The 17,797-nt window shown below is 32.5% G+C and carries 13 protein-coding genes; 4 read left to right on the top strand and 9 right to left on the bottom strand.

Translation table 11 applies throughout. The features are described from left to right. Positions 1-8: 8 nt before the first annotated feature. From KQS_RS03185 to porU, 8 genes are all read right to left on the bottom strand, one after another. Complete coding sequence (locus KQS_RS03185; protein ID WP_014387770.1) at positions 9-611, bottom strand: SprT-like domain-containing protein; 603 nt, start codon at positions 609-611, stop codon at positions 9-11. Then, the gene (locus tag KQS_RS03180; RefSeq protein WP_014387769.1) at positions 611-1,300 is read right to left on the bottom strand and encodes an SDR family NAD(P)-dependent oxidoreductase; all 690 of its coding nucleotides are present in this window, start codon (positions 1,298-1,300) and stop codon (positions 611-613) included. The genes KQS_RS03185 and KQS_RS03180 overlap by 1 nt, the downstream gene beginning before the upstream one ends. Then, entirely contained in the window at positions 1,287-2,258 is a 972-nt protein-coding gene (locus KQS_RS03175; RefSeq protein WP_014387768.1) for a M20/M25/M40 family metallo-hydrolase, read from the bottom strand. Before KQS_RS03175 ends, KQS_RS03180 begins: the two co-directional genes overlap by 14 nt. A 74-nt stretch (positions 2,259-2,332) precedes the next feature. Then, complete coding sequence (locus KQS_RS03170) at positions 2,333-3,943, bottom strand: pyruvate dehydrogenase complex dihydrolipoamide acetyltransferase (RefSeq protein WP_014387767.1); 1,611 nt, start codon at positions 3,941-3,943, stop codon at positions 2,333-2,335. Between the two features lie 8 nt (positions 3,944-3,951). Continuing rightward, positions 3,952-4,950 carry a pyruvate dehydrogenase (acetyl-transferring) E1 component subunit alpha gene (pdhA, locus tag KQS_RS03165; protein ID WP_014387766.1) on the bottom strand — a complete coding sequence of 333 codons (999 nt, stop codon included), beginning with the start codon at positions 4,948-4,950 and terminating at the stop codon, positions 3,952-3,954. Positions 4,951-5,085: 135 nt separating this feature from the next. After that, entirely contained in the window at positions 5,086-5,568 is a 483-nt protein-coding gene (gene cdd, locus KQS_RS03160) for a cytidine deaminase (RefSeq protein WP_014387765.1), read from the bottom strand. A gap of 81 nt (positions 5,569-5,649) precedes the next feature. Next, the gene (porV, locus tag KQS_RS03155; RefSeq protein WP_014387764.1) at positions 5,650-6,819 is read right to left on the bottom strand and encodes a type IX secretion system outer membrane channel protein PorV; all 1,170 of its coding nucleotides are present in this window, start codon (positions 6,817-6,819) and stop codon (positions 5,650-5,652) included. Between the two features lie 84 nt (positions 6,820-6,903). Continuing rightward, complete coding sequence (gene porU, locus KQS_RS03150; protein ID WP_014387763.1) at positions 6,904-10,824, bottom strand: type IX secretion system sortase PorU; 3,921 nt, start codon at positions 10,822-10,824, stop codon at positions 6,904-6,906. Positions 10,825-11,014: 190 nt separating this feature from the next. Between porU and gldJ the strand changes: the two genes are divergently transcribed. Both gldJ and KQS_RS03140 read left to right on the top strand, forming a co-directional pair. Then, positions 11,015-12,724, top strand: a complete 1,710-nt coding sequence (gene gldJ / locus KQS_RS03145; protein WP_014387762.1) for a gliding motility lipoprotein GldJ — start codon at positions 11,015-11,017, stop codon at positions 12,722-12,724. Between the two features lie 67 nt (positions 12,725-12,791). After that, positions 12,792-14,078 (top strand): UDP-N-acetylmuramoyl-tripeptide--D-alanyl-D-alanine ligase, encoded by a 1,287-nt coding sequence (locus KQS_RS03140; RefSeq protein ID WP_014387761.1) that lies wholly within the window; start codon positions 12,792-12,794, stop codon positions 14,076-14,078. 50 nt (positions 14,079-14,128) lie between these two features. Here the strand turns inward: KQS_RS03140 and KQS_RS03135 are convergent, their stop codons facing one another. After that, entirely contained in the window at positions 14,129-15,268 is a 1,140-nt protein-coding gene (locus KQS_RS03135; protein ID WP_014387760.1) for an acyl-CoA dehydrogenase, read from the bottom strand. Between the two features lie 96 nt (positions 15,269-15,364). Here KQS_RS03135 and KQS_RS03130 point away from each other — a divergent pair, with 96 nt between their 5' ends. Continuing rightward, on the top strand, positions 15,365-16,435 hold the full coding sequence (locus KQS_RS03130; protein WP_014387759.1) for an anhydro-N-acetylmuramic acid kinase: 1,071 nt from the start codon (positions 15,365-15,367) through the stop codon (positions 16,433-16,435). 68 nt (positions 16,436-16,503) lie between these two features. Beyond that, a complete protein-coding gene (locus KQS_RS03125) occupies positions 16,504-17,730 on the top strand; it encodes a Glu/Leu/Phe/Val dehydrogenase dimerization domain-containing protein (RefSeq protein WP_014387758.1) in 1,227 nt (408 codons plus the stop codon). The last annotated feature ends 67 nt before the right edge of the window (positions 17,731-17,797 follow it).

The raw sequence follows: 17,797 nt of genomic DNA, 5'->3' as shown, positions 1-17,797 counted from the left end.
TCAAATAATTAGTTGGTAATTAATTCAACTTCTGCATTGGGTTGAAACAAAAACACCCTACCAGTCAAAACTTCTATACATTCATAACGTTTTACCCGAAGTGCAATTTTTTTGAATACTTTACCATTATCAATTCTGAACTGACTTCCATAAGGAATTTCAAAGATATAATTTTTCTCCGTATTCCGTTCATCAAATTGTTTTAGCGCTAAAGCTAAAGTAGCATCCGTATCACTACTTGCCTTAGGATTCTTAAAATGTCGAGCCAACAAAGGCAACAAGTTATGAGGGAAAATTTCTGGTCGAATAAAAGGAATCATTAAGCGTTGAAAGGTATATTTCCATTCAGCACCATGTGGTAAAATAGTTCTCCCATATTTTTCAAACGCTACCAAATGTGCAATTTCATGAATTAAGGTGATTAAAAACCGGTATTTATTCAAACTAGCATTTACTGTAATTTGATGCGAACCGTCTGGTCGGCGTCTGTAATCTCCATGTCGTGTTTGTCGTTCATTCACAATTTTCAAATGCACATGATTGGCTTTGATTAATTCAAAACAAGGATGCACTGCATGTTCGGGTAAGTATTTTAAAAGAATTTCTTGCATCAAGGCGTAGTTGAACTCACTTGTAACACTTTACCATTATAGTATTTATTCCCAGTTAAAGCAAAATTTGCTATGTATTCTGCCATTCCTTTTGCAGAAATAGGTGCTTCATAACCAGGAAATGCTTCTTGTAACATCTCTGTTTGAACCGACCCTAAAGCTAAAACATTAAAAGCAACTCCTTGTTCTTTATACTCTTCGGCCAATAATTCAGAAAGCGTTATAACAGCACCTTTACTAGAACTATAAGCCGCTAAACCTGCAAATTTCATACTACCTTGAATGCCTCCCATAGAACTTATTGTAACCACATGACTTCCTTTCTTCATATAAGGAATACATATTTTAGTTAACTCCGCCACAGCGAAAACATTGACTTTATAAACTTGTTCAAATTCAACTGCAGTTATTTGTTCAAAAGGTTTATGCAATAAAGAACCCGCATTATGAATAACACAATCTACTTTATTATCCCAAACTGTATGGATAAATTTTTCAACTTGATTTAATTGTTCGAAATCTGAAATATCGATTGCTAAACAAGAAATATTTTCATTATCAATTAAAGTTTGAGGTGTTTTTCTAGAAAGGGCTAATACTTGGTGTCCTTCATGGGCTAAAAGCAAGGCTAATTCATAACCAATACCTCTTGAAGTTCCTGTTATAATAATATTTTTATTTTGTTTCATTTAGTTTAATTTCTTTAGTTGGTGCATTTATCATCTTTTCCAAAACGGGAATTGTTTTATTAATTACATGAGTAATATGAGGAATATTCATCTGATCAAATTCATCGTCTGGTTGATGGTAAAATTTAAAATTCTCAAAATCGAAAGTAGAAACTGTTTGTGCTGGTACATCAAATTCATAATAAAAAGGATAATTATCAGACGCTCTAAACAAACCATATTTTGTTTCTGCTGGAATGTATCCGATTAATTTCTCACCAGCATATTCATTCATTTTCATTGCCATATTACTTTTACCAAAACCAGTTATATAAAGTAACATATCTTTATTCATCATAGGCACTCCAATCATTTCATAGTTAAACATGAAATACAAATCCATATTTTGTTTTTTCAATTTAGCAGCTAAATGCTTGGAACCCAACAAACCTTTTTCTTCTGCTGAAAAGAAAACAAATAACAAACTTCTTTTATTGGATTTAGTGGCTGCAAAATATTTTACCACTTCCGAAACAGCAGTGGTTCCAGCAGCATTATCATTAGCGCCATTAGCAATTGCATCACCATTGACAACATCATCCCCTTTTAATTGGCCGATATGATCATAATGCGCTCCAATGATTACAAATTCATTTTTTAAATTGGGATCATTACCTTCTAAATAGCCCACAATATTATAGGCTGGCCATTGAAAATTATTCAATGTATCTTTGTATGTTTTAAAATAAGGCGGCACATTATTTTCTTTAAAGATAGTCTCTAAAAAAGTCGCTACATTTTCCATTTGTTTGGTTCCTGCTTCTCTACCTAAATTTTCATCTGAAGTTAAAAACTTTAAAGTACTTGAAACTTTTTCTTCTTTAGCAAAATTTGATTGATCAATTGGATTTATTACTTTCTTTGAAGAAGTACAAGAAATTAAAAATAACACTGATGTTAAAAAAAGTATTCTTTTCATAGTTATGTTTTTTGTAAAAATAAAAAATCCTAAGGAATACGCCTTAGGATTTATAAAATATTTAGAATAATTTCTTATGCTAACATGGTAACTGGATTTTCCATAAACGCTTTAAACGTTTGTAAGAATTGAGCACCAGTAGCCCCATCAACCGTTCTGTGATCACAAGCCAATGTTACTGTCATAGTATTACCAACTACAATTTGACCGTTTTTAACCACAGGTTTTTCCACAATTGCACCAACAGATAAAATAGCAGAATTAGGTTGATTAATGATGGAAGTAAAAGATTGGATTCCGAACATTCCTAAATTAGAAATTGTAAATGTACTTCCTTCCATTTCGGCAGGCTGAATTTTTTTAGCTTTCGCTCTTCCGGCCATGTCTTTAACATTTGCTCCAATTTGAGACAGGCTCATTAAATCGGTAAATTTCAATACTGGTACTACTAAACCATCTTCAACAGCCACGGCAACACCAATATTTACATGATGATTAATCACCATAGCATCTTCTCTCCATTGAGAATTCACCTGTGGATGTTTTTTCAATGCCATAGCACTTGCCTTGATAACCATATCATTAAATGATACTTTAGTATCTGGCAATCCATTAATCATATTTCTTGAAGCGATAGCATTATCCATATCTAACTCAATAGTTAAATAATAATGTGGCGCTGTAAATTTAGACTCTGACAATCTTCTCGCAATGGTTTTACGCATTTGCGAATTTTTAATTTCTTCCTGGAATACTTCACCAGCTGGAACAAATGGCTTAACGGCAGCAACTGATGATGTAGCTTCAGCAATTGCTTGAGCTGGACTTGCAGAAGTTGGATTAAACCCTTCAACATCAGCTTTAGTAATTCTACCATTTTCTCCTGTTCCTTTAACTTGAGCTAAATTAATCCCTTTATCTTGAGCAATTTTTTTAGCCAAAGGAGAAGCAAAAATTCTTCCATTAGATGCAGTAGAATTTGCGTTTGAAACTGAAGCTGTTTCCATTTTCACTTCAGGCGCAACAGTTTCTTTTGGTGCTTCTTGTGAGCCGCCTGCTTTAAAGTTAGCTACAATAGCACTAACATCTGCACCTGCCGGACCTAAAACCGCCAAAATACTATCAACTGGAGCAGAACCACCTTCTTCAACACCAATGTACAACAAAGTACCCGCATTGAATGATTCAAATTCCATGGTCGCTTTATCGGTTTCAATTTCAGCAATAATATCACCTTCTTTAACCGCATCACCTACTTTCTTCAACCAAGTTGCCACTGTTCCTGTTGTCATTGTATCAGACAAACGAGGCATCGTCACCACTTTTACTCCTGCTGGAATTTCAACTGGAGCAGAAACGGTAGCTGTAGTTTCTTTCAATTCCTCTTGAACCGGTGCTGTTGTAGACGCAGTAGCACCTCCCGCAAGCAATGCAGTAATATCTTCACCTTGTTGCCCAACAATAGCTAATAATGAATCAACAGGTGCTGATTGTCCTTCTTGGATTCCTATATGTAAAAGAACGCCATCATAGAATGATTCAAATTCCATGGTAGCTTTATCTGTTTCAATTTCAGCTAATATATCACCCGATTTAATTGTATCTCCCACTTTTTTTAACCATGCCGCTACAACTCCTTCAGTCATAGTATCACTTAAACGGGGCATTGTAATAATTTGTGCCATAGTTTTAATTATAATTTATGTGGTAAAAATGGATAATCTTTTTGATCGTAAACTACATCATACATTACAGATAAGTCTGGGAATGGAGATTCTTCAGCAAATTTTTCACATTCTGCTACTAAATCTACTACTCTTTGATCTATTGCTTCAATTTCTGCATCAGTTGCATATCCTTCTTTTTTGATGATATCTAACACTTGCGTAATTGGGTCAATTTTTTTGTATTCTTCAACTTCTTCTTTGGTTCTATAGTGTTGCGCATCTGACATAGAATGACCTCTGTAACGGTATGTTTTCATCTCTAAGAAAGTTGGTCCTTCACCGCGTCTAGCTCTTTCCATCGCTTCATGCATCGCTTCTGCCACTTTAATAGGATTCATACCATCAACGGGGCCACAAGGCATTTCATATCCTAAACCTAATTTCCAAATATCCGTATGATTTGCAGTACGTTCTACTGAAGTACCCATAGCATAACCATTGTTTTCACAAATAAAAACCACAGGTAATTTCCAGTTCATAGCCATATTAAAAGCTTCATGTAAAGAACCTTGACGTGCAGCACCATCACCAAAATAGGTCAATGTTACCCCACCTGTTTCAAAATATTTATCTGCAAATGCCATACCTGCACCTACTGGGATTTGTGCTCCAACGATACCATGACCTCCATAGAAACCATGTTCTTTAGAGAAAATATGCATTGAACCTCCTAAACCTTTAGAAGTACCTGTCGCTTTTCCTAATAATTCAGCCATTACAGCTTTAGGATCCACTCCCATTCCAATAGGTTGCACGTGATTTCTGTAAGCAGTAATCATTTTATCTTTAGATAAATCCATTGCATGTAAAGCTCCTGCCAACACTGCTTCTTGTCCATTATATAAATGAAGAAATCCTCTTACTTTTTGTTGAATGTATAAAGCAGCTAATTTATCTTCGAACTTTCTCCAAAATTGCATATCTTCATACCACTTTAGGTATACTTCTTTGGTAATTGGTTTCATTTGTTTCTGTTTAATTTGTTTGTTTTGTAAAATTTACGAATGACAAAAATACTACTTACACTTTTATTGCAAAAATTTAAAAGCACCAATTTTTAAATTTTTATCAAAATATAACATTTTTTTCTAACGAAAACGTTATAGACTTGCCTTATCAAACATAAATGGCAATAGATTTTTCAAAGAATCTGATTTATAAATTTGTCCTTTTGCACCCATAAAATAAATTTCAATTGGCAAATCTTGTTTAATTTCATACTCAGCTATTGATTGCCTACATGATCCACAAGGCGGAATTGGTGTTTCAGATTCTCTATTAACAGGAGTAGCAGAAATAAACAATTTCAAAATTTTGTTATCCGGATAATTAGCTCCAGCATAAAAAATCACAACTCGTTCAGCACACAACCCTGAAGGATAAGCGGCATTTTCTTGATTAGAACCCTCTAATACTACCTCATTATCAAGCTTGATAGCAGCTCCAACTTGAAAATTAGAATAAGGAGCGTACGCTTTTTTTCTAGCTTCTATAGCTTTTAGCATTAATTGTTTATCCTCTAAAGATAACGCATCAATAGAATCAATTACAGTTAATTTTGTTTCTACTTTAACTTCTTTCATGTTTTTTTAGTTCTTTTTAAGGGAAAAAAAATCCAAATTCAAAAAAATGAATTTGGATTAAATTTTTACTTTATATTATTTCTATAAATCATCGTATGAATCTCCGAAATTGAATGTTAATGAGAATCGCAATGTATTTTCCAGCGGGTTTTTAACTTTTGAAGCAGAGAATAAATAAGAAACATCAATTTTAACAATGTTATACTTAAACCCAGCTCCTAGTGTTAAATACTTTCTAGCTCCCTTCGTTGCACTTTCATTAAAGTACCCTGTTCTTAATGCAAATGAATCTTGGTACCAATATTCTGCTCCTAACGCCCAAGTAAATTCTTTTAACTCTTCACTAAAGCCATCTGGTGCATCGCCGAAAGATTTAAAAATTCCTTCAACCCAACCAATTTTTCTATAATTTTCATTATTAATTGCCGCATCATTTGCATCTACTGTACCATCATTATTTAAATCGGTTACCGACTGTGGTGTTGGAACTAATAATTTAGTTGTTTCACCAATTACACTTACTTTACTGTATTCATCAAAAATAAAATCAAAACTACCTCCTAATCTTAAATTAGCCGGTAAAAAGTTTTCATTTAATTGATCGTTATCATAAGAAATTTTAGGACCTAGATTTTGCAAATTAAATCCAAAACGATATTTACCATTAAAACTATCGAAAGCAACTTCTTCTGATTGATAAAAACCTGAAATATCAACAGCAAAAGTTGAAGCTGCTTTTGCATCTGTATTGCTATCTGGAATTTTTAAGTTAGATCGTATATATCTACCAGCAACACCCATTGCAAATGTTTCACTTAATTTTAATGAATACGAACCATCTAAAGCTAATTCGTTTGGATTTACAACTACACCTGGATCTGTAGCATTTTGTCTTAATTCGATATCACCTAAACCAAAATATCTAAGACTTCCTGCAAAAGCACTACGGTCATTAATTCTATTGTAATAGGTTATTTGGCCAAGCGAAATATCGTTTGCAATACTAGTTAAATAAGGAGTATAACTTAATGAAAACCCTTGTTTTCTTGACGAAAACGCATATTTTGAAGGGTTATATTGCTGAGAATACGCATCTGCCGATGACGCTACTCCCATATCAGCCATACCAGCAGAACGAGCATCTGCAGCGATTAATAAAAAAGGAACGCCTGTAGTTATTACTCTATTTTCTTGCGCTGTAGCGGTTTGAAAAACCACCAAAAGTGTTACTAATTTTAATAAATTTTTCATCTGTTTAGATTAGTTAATTATAGTCAGATGTATTTTTTGTCAATAGGCTTATAATTTTTGCAAGCCAACAAATATACAATTTTATTACAGTATTACAAGTTTTTCTATTTTTTCTACTTTTTTACCCGTGACCGTAGACTTTACAGTCAATTTGTAAACATACACGCCTTTCCCAATTTTATCTCCAAAATCATCTTTTCCATCCCATTTAATCTCACGTGATAAAAAACCATTCGTTGCAACACTTTGATTTATTGTTTTTACCAATTTTCCTGTTATTGTTAAAATTTGAACCTGCACATCTAATGGCTCAAATGGGCGATTATGATTAAACCAAAATTCGGTATAATTCACAAAAGGATTTGGATAATTAAGCACGTGGTCTAAAGTTAATTCTTCATTACTTACCACTAAAAATTGAATTTCAGCAGTTATTAAATTATTATAAACATCCCATGCTTTAAACAAAATAGTATGCAATCCAGGAGCTAAATTTCTAAAAGGATAAGTAACTTTACCTTTGGTATAGTCGTTATTTTCCGTCTCATAATAATCATTGAGGACATAAGGATTATTCTCATCACCATCTAAAATTGCAACTATATCATGCCCAATTCCGCTAGCTGTATTTATACCATGCTCATCCTCTAAAAACGCTAAAAATATTGGCGAATCGTTGGTAATACCTCCACTAACAAAGTTCGTATCGTTCATATACAACTTAACTTTTGGAGGTGTAGTATCTGAAGGTGCTGCAATATTTACGCCACCTACTTTTATTTGATTAGTATAACCTGTTTGATCTTCTAGCGTAGGCTGATTTCTTTTTGCATAAAAACTCACCCTTCCATTTCCTACAGGTATTTGTATATCTTGTGGCACAACAAAACTAAATTCAAACATCCCATTAACTACAGAAGCATTTCCTCTAAAAATAACTTCACCAAGTGTATCAAAATTCAGAACAATCAAATTACCATATATTGGAGTTGGAGGAGAAGTCGATGTATTATAACCTATTATTTCTCTAACCCCATCATTTGCTAAAGTTGTTCTTAAAATATTTTTATCAAATACTTGTACAGCTAAATCTCCATTATAGGTTGTTATTAAATTATCGTTTTGATCAACAACTTGCCCAGTTAATTTTACTAAAGAGAGCGCTTGTAATGTTAGAGCAGTTGTAGCTATAGGTTCATCATTTAATTTTGTCAATACCACTTTTGGCTTTGGAATTGCTAATTTTAATGCAGGGTCACCAATATAAAAAACAACCCTTCTGTTTGTAGAACCCGGCAATATTTTTGCTCTTCTCAACGCTTCAGAAACTGTTAAATACTGATTGTTTTCCATTAAAAACAAATAATCATACACATCTTCATTTACCTGAATACCCGTAGACTGCCCAATTTGCCTTGTAGTTGCTAATAAAGAAATAGCTCCTCCAGCTTTGTTCCAATACATATATTCTCCACCCGTTGGCCTATCAGGATCATCAAATCGAGTAAACTCACAAGTAATTGTAATAAATAAAGGATATTTGTACCTATTATTTAAAACTTGCGCATCAGCTTTTTCAAAAATTCTTTCAATTGCAAAACTTTCCTCATTTCCATGTCCGTAATAATTTAGAACCAAGGCGCCAATCCCTATAGATTCGATAAAATCCTTTTTAGCAGAAGGATATCTTTCCCCACCTGCATTTACTTCTTGAACATAAGCATCAATTAGAATTTTCTTTGAGTTAAAAAAAGGATTTTGCAAGTTAACCTGATCTGCCAATTCATTTAAATCTTTTTGCAATTCCCAATCCCCAGGTTTTGAAATATCGGGATCATCTGCATAATAGACCAAATTATTTCTCCATCTGCCATACGATTTTTCATCATGATATTCATACACCTTATTAACCATTTCTGCAGCCTGATCAGTTGAAGACACCAACATTCTTCCCACAGCAACATCTAATCCATCATTAGAGCCTTGCATATCACCCTCATTGTCATCTAACAAGACAAAAAAATCATCTGACATAAATGATGAAAATAAAGAAAAATTTGTAATATTATTTGGACTCAATGAATTAGTAGGATAAAATCCGTGAAAAATCGGCACTATATTGTTGTTATTTCTAATTCTATTTTTATAATCATAAGAAGCATCCCCGAATAAATTTAAGTATTTCACTCTATTAGTAGGAGAAGATGCGTTGTTATAGACATATTTCACAAAATTTCTAATGGCCGCAACATCTTGTTTTCCACCTCCAAATTCTAAATATATAGATTCAGTCGTAACCACTTTTGTTTTTAAACCTGAATAATTTCTGTGAAAATTCGCTAAATTTTCGGCTTGACCTACTAAAAAACTTGGCGTAATTATTAAATAATCTATATCTTGAAAAACACCCTGATTATTTAAAAATATTGTTCCTTTTAAATTTTGATTTGCAATTTTAGTAGTACTTTCTTTTTCAGGTGTATATAAATTAGCGACATCAACAGCTACAAACTTTTTAGCAGTTCCTAAGTTTAATTTAAACGACAAACTACTTGAAGAATTGTCTATTTTTGCTACATTATAAATATCAGTTATATCCCAAATTGCTTGAATTGAACTTGCATTTGAAATAGTAAATTGTCCAACTCCAATATTTGAAGTAACCAAACTATTTGAAAAACTAAATTGTTTTCCATATCCTTTCAAATCAGCATTGTATTTTAGAGTAATGTAATCTAAAAAACCTTTTGAAGACGGCACCCCTCCATTATTATAATTTATATTTATCGCAACATTTGAATTTGTTGGAATAAAATTTTGATTCAATATATTTTCATACCCTAAAACTCCCGCACCTGAACTCAAAGAACCCATTGGAACTGTAGCTATATCTACTCCATTTGCTTTAACTTTAAAAGAAGTATTACCAAATGAAATAGAGCTAAAATTAATAAAAAGATTTACTTGACTTCCTGAAATATAATTAGGCAATGCGAAATCAAATGTTTGATCGTTATCAATATCAAAACCTTCACCAAACCATCTTCTTCCAATTTTACCAGGATTCACCAAATCTTGTTCATGAAAAACATAACCATCATAAGTAGTCATATTTAAAGTAGCAGCACCTGATGGTTGAACAAAGTTTGAAATTCTTTTTCCATTTGCACCTCCATAAGTAACATAGTAATATGCTTTGTCGGCAAACAAATTCACATGCGTTAAACTCTCTGTATTCCAATTATCAACACCTTCTGCATAAAATAAAATATAATCCCCATCGTTAAAAACACCATCATCTTCTCCAACAAACTGAATAGCATTTTCTTCTAAATCGAATGGATAATAAACATCATTACGCAGTGGCAACATTCTTCCACCATTTCCATAAATCTTAATTGTTTTAGGATCTGCGTTTACATCTACGCCTAAATCATTTAAAAAAGATTTAGAAATTTTATACACACCCGATTTTTGAACATAAAATCTAAACCAATTTCCAGAAGACAAAACAGAATTTTGCACCGTCATAACCTGATTATTAACCGTGTTTCTAGCCGTTGGGTTTTGAGTATATGTGTATGAAAACGTTATTTTTTTTACTCTTTTGTAACCAACACCCTCCTTAATTATAGGATTAAAATTAACAAACATCATAGGTTGATTACGTGCAAACGAAGAAGTCAACTTAAAATCAATAGTACTTTTAATTTGAGCAACAGACAAATCACCCAAACTAGAACCATCAACAGACTCGTATGATACATTTTCAATTTGAAAATTCACCTCTGAAACGAGTGCATCAACAAAAAAGGAGCTAGAATATTTTAAACTTCTCGAAGAAGGATCAAAATGAAAATTTTGTTTTTGAAACTGTGGAATATCAAATCGAAAATTATCAATTGTATAATCACTTTTAGAAGTCCAATCCAGACTAATTTCTTTTGTCAATTGAGCAAAGGAATTAACAAATACAAATAGGAATAATAAATATATCTTTTTCATCAGCATAATAAACGCAAATTAAAATAATTTATTATAATAGCTAAAATTTTATATAAAAAAACAATAAATAATTGAATCTTTACGTTATGTACGAAGTTAGTTAAAAAAATGTTTAATTTTTTTTATTTTTATGTTGCATATTAATCCTTTATTATTATCTTGCGGCACTAAAATTATTACCTACTAAAGTATGAAAGTTAACAAAATTATGGCTTTAAAATTGTTAGTGGCACTGTCATTAACAATAGGTTTTACAAGTTGTAGCAAAAAAGGAAGCACTAAAGGTGGTTCAACTGCAACTGGTTGGAAAATCAACGACAAAAAAGGTGGTTTCCAATACAATACTAAATTTAAGCAACAAGAAACTCCTCCAGGAATGGTATCTGTTGAAGGCGGAACGTTCACTATGGGAAAAGTTGAGGATGATGTAATGCACGATTGGAATAACACTCCAAATAAACAGCACGTTCAATCCTTCTTTATGGATGAAACTGAGGTAACTAACATTATGTATGCTGAATACTTATTTTGGTTAAAAGCTGTTTACCCTCCTACAGAAGAAAACTACAAACATATTTATAACGGAGCAATTCCTGATACATTAGTTTGGAGAAATCGTTTAGGTTATAATGAAACTATGACGAACAACTACTTAAGACATCCTGCTTATGCAGACTACCCAGTAGTTGGCGTAAATTGGATCCAAGCAACAGAATTTTGTGATTGGAGAACAAACCGTGTTAACGAAAATATCTTAGAAAGAGAAGGGTATTTAAAGAAAGACAACAAAGTTAATTTAGGTAAAAATGTAACTGCAGACTCTAACTTTGATACAGAAACTTATATTAATTCGCCATCAAAAACTTTTGGAGGTAACGGTGAAATCGTTCTAAAGAAAGAAATGGGTAAAGGAGGAAGAAGAGAAGTTGCTGATTCTGTAAAAAATGTTTATGCACAAAGAAGTTCTGGTATCATTTTACCTGAATACAGACTTCCTACAGAAGCTGAATGGGAATATGCTGCTTTAGCTTTAGTTGGAAATAGAGAATATAATATTTACAAAGGACAGAAAAAATATCCTTGGAAAGGACAATATACACGTTCTGGAAAAAGACAATACAGAGGTGATCAATTAGCCAACTTCAAACAAGGAAAAGGAGATTACGGCGGTATCGCAGGTTGGTCAGATGACGGTGCTGATATCACTAACAAAGTTAAATCTTATGCTCCAAATGATTTTGGTTTATATGATATGGCTGGAAATGTTGCAGAATGGGTTGCAGACGTATACAGACCAATTGTTGATGACGAAGCAAATGACTTCAACTACTACAGAGGTAACGTTTACATGAAAAATAAAATTGGTGAAGACGGAACTGTTGAAATTATTACAAGTGAAAATATCAAATATGACACTTTAAGTAATGGTAAAATTATGGCTAGAAATTTCCCTGGTCAAATTGCACAAGTTCCTGTAGATGAAAATGAGACTTACTTGAGACAAAACTTCTCTACTTCAGATAATAAAAACTATAGAGATGGTGATAGACAATCTTCAAGATATTTTGACTTTGGTACTTCTGAAGAAGAAACTACAAGTAAAAAAGAAGATCCAGTAAAAAGAATGTACCAATCTCCTATGCACAAAATTGATGTAGACAGCATCGGTTCAATGTCTAAAAAATATGACAAATCAGACAAGAGAACTACATTGATTGACGATAATGTAAGAGTATACAAAGGAGGATCTTGGAGAGATAGAGCTTATTGGTTAGACCCAGCTTCTAGAAGATACTTCCCTCAGGATATGGCAACAGACTACATTGGATTTAGATGTGCAATGTCTAAAGTTGGACCAAAATCTAACAAAAAGACTCCAAGAGGAAACGTTAAAAAATAATTTTAGTACTTTATAATAATTTTAAAAAGCCCTTTACTATTAAAGGGCTTTTTTTTATTTTAGCACTATGAATATAGAAAAATTACATCGTTACTTTTTAGAAACTACAGGAGTAACTACTGATACAAGAAAAATAGAAAAAAACAATTTCTACATAGCTTTAAAAGGAGCTAACTTCGATGGAAACACCTTTGCAGAAACAGCAATTAAACAAGGTGCGAAATACGCTCTAATTGATCAAGAAAAATACCAATTAAATGAAAATTACATTTTAGTAGAAGATTGTTTAAAAGCATTACAAGATTTAGCCCACTATCACAGAAACTATTTAAAAAACATAAAGATTATTGGACTTACAGGTAGTAACGGCAAAACTACAACTAAAGAACTTATTCATGCAGTATTAAGTCAAAAATTCAACACGGTTGCCACAAAAGGAAACCTAAACAATCATATAGGCGTACCTTTAACCTTATTATCTTTTAATGATAAAACTGAAATAGGCATTGTTGAAATGGGTGCTAATCATCAAAAAGAAATTGAATTTCTATCATCAATTGCTGAACCTGATTTTGGGTATATCACGAATTTTGGGAAAGCCCACTTAGAAGGATTTGGAGGCGTAGAAGGAGTTATTAAAGGTAAAAGCGAATTGTATCAATATTTAGAAAAAAACAACAAAAAAGCAGTTATCAATTTAGAAGACACCATTCAAGTTGAAAATAGTAAATTATTGAACTCCATTTCTTTTGGTATAAACAAAGAAAATGCTTTTGTAAATATAACGAATGTAGAAGCTAATCCAATGGTTAAAATTTCTTTTAACCAAACCACCATTCAATCGCATTTAATTGGACTATATAACGCCAACAATATCAATGCAGCTATTACTATTGGAAAATTGTTTGAAGTTTCAGATGAACAAATTAAAACAGGAATAGAAGGCTATATTCCTGAGAACAATCGTTCGCAATTATTAACTAAAAATGGATACGAAATCATACTAGATGCCTACAACGCCAACCCAAGTAGTATGCAAGCTGCTTTAACTAATTTTTTCCAATTAGAACAAAACCCAAAAACTGCCGTACTTGCAGACATGTTTGAATTGGGAGAGGAAAGTAAAAATGAGCATCATAAATTAGTAGATTTATGTAGTAATGAGGATACCATATCATTTTATTTAATTGGCAAAGATTTTTATTCAAACAAAATTCAACAATCTAATTTGCATTTCTTTGAGACCTTTGAAGATTTTAAAGAAGCCATTAAGAACAACAACCTAACAAAAGGTCTTTTATTAATTAAAGGATCCAGAGGAATGAGTCTAGAAAGAACATTAGATTATCTATAAATAAAAAAAGGGCAACTGAGTAAGTTGCCCTTTTTTATACTTGAAACTAGTTATTTAACTAAACCTCTAGAAATTACAATTCTTTGAATTTCAGATGTTCCTTCATAAATTTGAGTAATTTTAGAATCTCTCATCATTCGTTCCACATGATATTCTGCTACATATCCATTACCACCGTGAATTTGAACTGCATCATTTGCAACTTCTAAAGCCACTTCTGAAGCGTATAATTTAGCCATAGCTCCTGAATGCGCAATATCTAAACCTTGGTCTTTTTCTACTGCTGCTTTATGAACCAACAATCGAGCCGCAGTTGTTTTAACATGCATATCTGCTAATTTAAAAGCAATCGCTTGATGTTGGAAAATTGGTTTGCCAAAAGCCACACGTTCTTGAGCATATTTTAATGCTAATTCATATGAACCTTGAGCAATTCCCAATGCTTGAGACGCAATACCAATTCTACCCCCATTTAAAGTAGACATAGCAAATGCAAAACCAAAGCCGTCTTCACCAATTCTATTTTCTTTAGGTACTTTTACATCATTAAACAATAATGTATGTGTATCAGAACCACGAATACCCATTTTTTTCTCCTTAGGCCCAACTTCAAAACCAGGCATTCCTTTTTCTACAATAAGTACATTAATTCCTTTATGTCCTTTTGAAGCATCAGTTTGTGCAATAACTAAATAAGTAGAAGCCGTACCCCCATTTGTAATCCAGTTTTTAGTTCCATTAACTAAATAATGATCACCCATGTCAATTGCAGTTGTTCTTTGAGAAGTAGCATCAGAACCTGCTTCAGGCTCAGACAAACAAAATGCACCAATCACCTCACCTTTTGCAAGTGGAGTTAAATATTTAACTTTTTGTTCTTCTGTACCATATTTTTCTAAACCAGCACACACTAAAGAATTGTTAACAGACATGATAACTGCAGCAGAAGCATCTACTTTAGCAATTTCTTCCATAGCTAACACATAAGAAACGCTATCTAAACCAGCACCACCATATTTTGGATCAACCATCATACCTAAAAATCCAAGTTCTCCCATTTTCTTTACTTGTTCTGCGGGAAAAATTGAATGTTCATCTCTTTCTATTACGCCAGGCAATAATTCAGTTTGAGCAAAATCTCTTGCTGCTTGCTGAATCATTAAATGCTCCTCAGTTAAATTAAAATCCATAATATAAAATTAAGTTAGTTGTTATTTTTATAAAAAATGTTTCCAAATGTAGGCAATAATTATGAAATTTTCAATAACAATTTGTAATTTTAACCCATGTTTAAAGCGCGCTATAACGTTATAGGAGTAATGTCGGGAACTTCGCTAGATGGAGTCGATTTAGCACATATTATTTTTGATGTTTCCAATGAAAAATGGTCGTATAAAATAGAACAATGTACAACCATCCCCTATTCCGATATTTGGGTTAATGAATTAAAAAATGGAATAAATTATTCCAATTCTGAATTACAGACATTAAACACCAATTACACCGAATTATTAGGAGAAACAATAAAAAACTTTATTGAAATTCACCACATTTCAAACTTGGATTTTATTTGTTCCCACGGACACACAATATTACATCAACCTCAAAAGGGATTGACATTACAAATTGGAAATCTACCTGAGATTGCGAATATTACCAAACAAAAAGTAGTGTGTGATTTCCGTGTTCAGGATGTAAAGTTAGGCGGACAAGGCGCACCATTGGTTCCAATTGGAGATAGAATTTTGTTCTCCGATTATGACTTTTGTTTAAATTTAGGTGGATTTTCAAACATTTCCTTTGAAGTAAACAAACAACGAATTGCCTTTGACATTTCACCCGTAAATACTGTTTTAAATTTTCACGCAAATACACTCGGACTAGAATATGACAATAAAGGCAACATTTCTGCTTCTGGAAATTTAAACACCGAGTTATTTACTGAATTAAACAACTTAGCATTCTATCAAAAAACTTTTCCAAAATCATTAGGTTTTGAATTTGTCAAAGAAACGATACTTCCTATGATAGAACGTTTTCAAATTTCTACGGAAGACAAAATGCGAACTTTTACAGAACATATTGCGTATCAAATTGGAAAAGTATTGGACTCAAAAACGGGCAAATTACTAGTTTCTGGAGGCGGAGTGTATAACGATTTTTTAATTGAAAGAATGAAAAGTCATCTTCCAACGATTGAAATAATTATACCTGACGAAAAAACAATCCAATTCAAAGAAGCTTTAATATTTGGACTTTTAGGGGTTTTAAAAGTAAGAAATGAAATAAACACACTGGCTAGTGTAACAGGTGCTTGTCACGATCACAGCAGCGGTAAAATATTTACACCCAACTAATTTTTAGATTCATATATTTAAAATTATATTTGCACATTAAACAAACACACTTAACAAAAAACTAACAAATGAAAGATTTATTAAAGAAATTCGAAGATAAAGAACCTGAAATTGTATTCAATTGGAAAGATCCTGAAACAGAAGCTGAAGGATGGACTGTAATTAATTCATTAAGAGGTGGTGCTGCAGGTGGTGGAACTAGAATGAGAAAAGGTTTAGACCAAAATGAGGTTTTGTCTTTAGCTAAAACAATGGAGGTAAAATTCTCAGTATCAGGACCAGCAATTGGCGGTGCCAAATCGGGAATTAACTTTGACCCAGCCGATCCACGTAAAAAAGGAGTATTAGAAAGATGGTACAAAGCCGTTTCTCCATTATTAAAAAACTATTATGGGACTGGTGGTGATTTAAATGTTGATGAAATCCATGAAGTAATCCCTATGACCGAAGATTGTGGTGTTTGGCATCCGCAAGAAGGTGTTTTTAATGGTCATTTTAAACCAACAGAAGCAGATAAAATTAATAGAATTGGACAATTACGTCAAGGTGTAATTAAAGTTATTGAAAATCCGGCTTATTCACCAGATGTACTAAAAAAATATACTGTTGCAGACATGATAACTGGCTTTGGAGTTGCAGAAGCTGTAAAACATTTTTATTCTATTTATGGTGGAGATGTTGCAGGCAAAAAAGCAATTGTTCAAGGTTTTGGAAATGTGGGGTCTGCTGCAGCGTACTATTTAGCAAAAATGGGAGCTAAAGTTATTGGTATTATCGATAGAGATGGAGGCGTTTTAAACGAAAACGGATTCTCTTTTGAGGAAATTACGGCTTTATTTTTAGCAAAAGACGGTAATAAATTAGTAGCTGATACCATGATTCCGTTTGAAGAGATAAACGATAAAATCTGGAAAATGGGTGCTCAAATTTTCACTCCATGTGCAGCTTCAAGATTAGTTACTAAAGAACAAGTTGATAATATGATTAACGCTGGATTAGAAGTAATTTCTTGTGGGGCAAATGTACCTTTTGCAGATAAAGAAATTTTCTTTGGTCCAATTATGGAAGACACCGATTCTAAAGTAAGTTTAATTCCTGACTTTATTTCAAATTGTGGTATGGCTCGCGTTTTTGCTTATTTCATGGAGAAAAAAGTACAAATGACAGACGAAGCTATTTTTAACGATTCATCTGAAATTATCAAAAAAGCAATTCAAAAAACATACGACTTAAGTTCTGATAAGAAAAATATCAGTGCGCGTGCTTTTGAAATTGCACTAAAACAATTAGTATAAATTATTAGTTTTATAAAATAAAAAAAGTTGTAAGTAAAACTTACAACTTTTTTTTATAATTACACGT

This window comes from Flavobacterium indicum GPTSA100-9 = DSM 17447 (genome assembly GCF_000455605.1).
Classification (GTDB): domain Bacteria; phylum Bacteroidota; class Bacteroidia; order Flavobacteriales; family Flavobacteriaceae; genus Flavobacterium; species Flavobacterium indicum.
The sequence above is the reverse complement of the archived record's forward strand: the minus strand, read 5'-3'. Positions and strand labels throughout refer to the sequence as shown.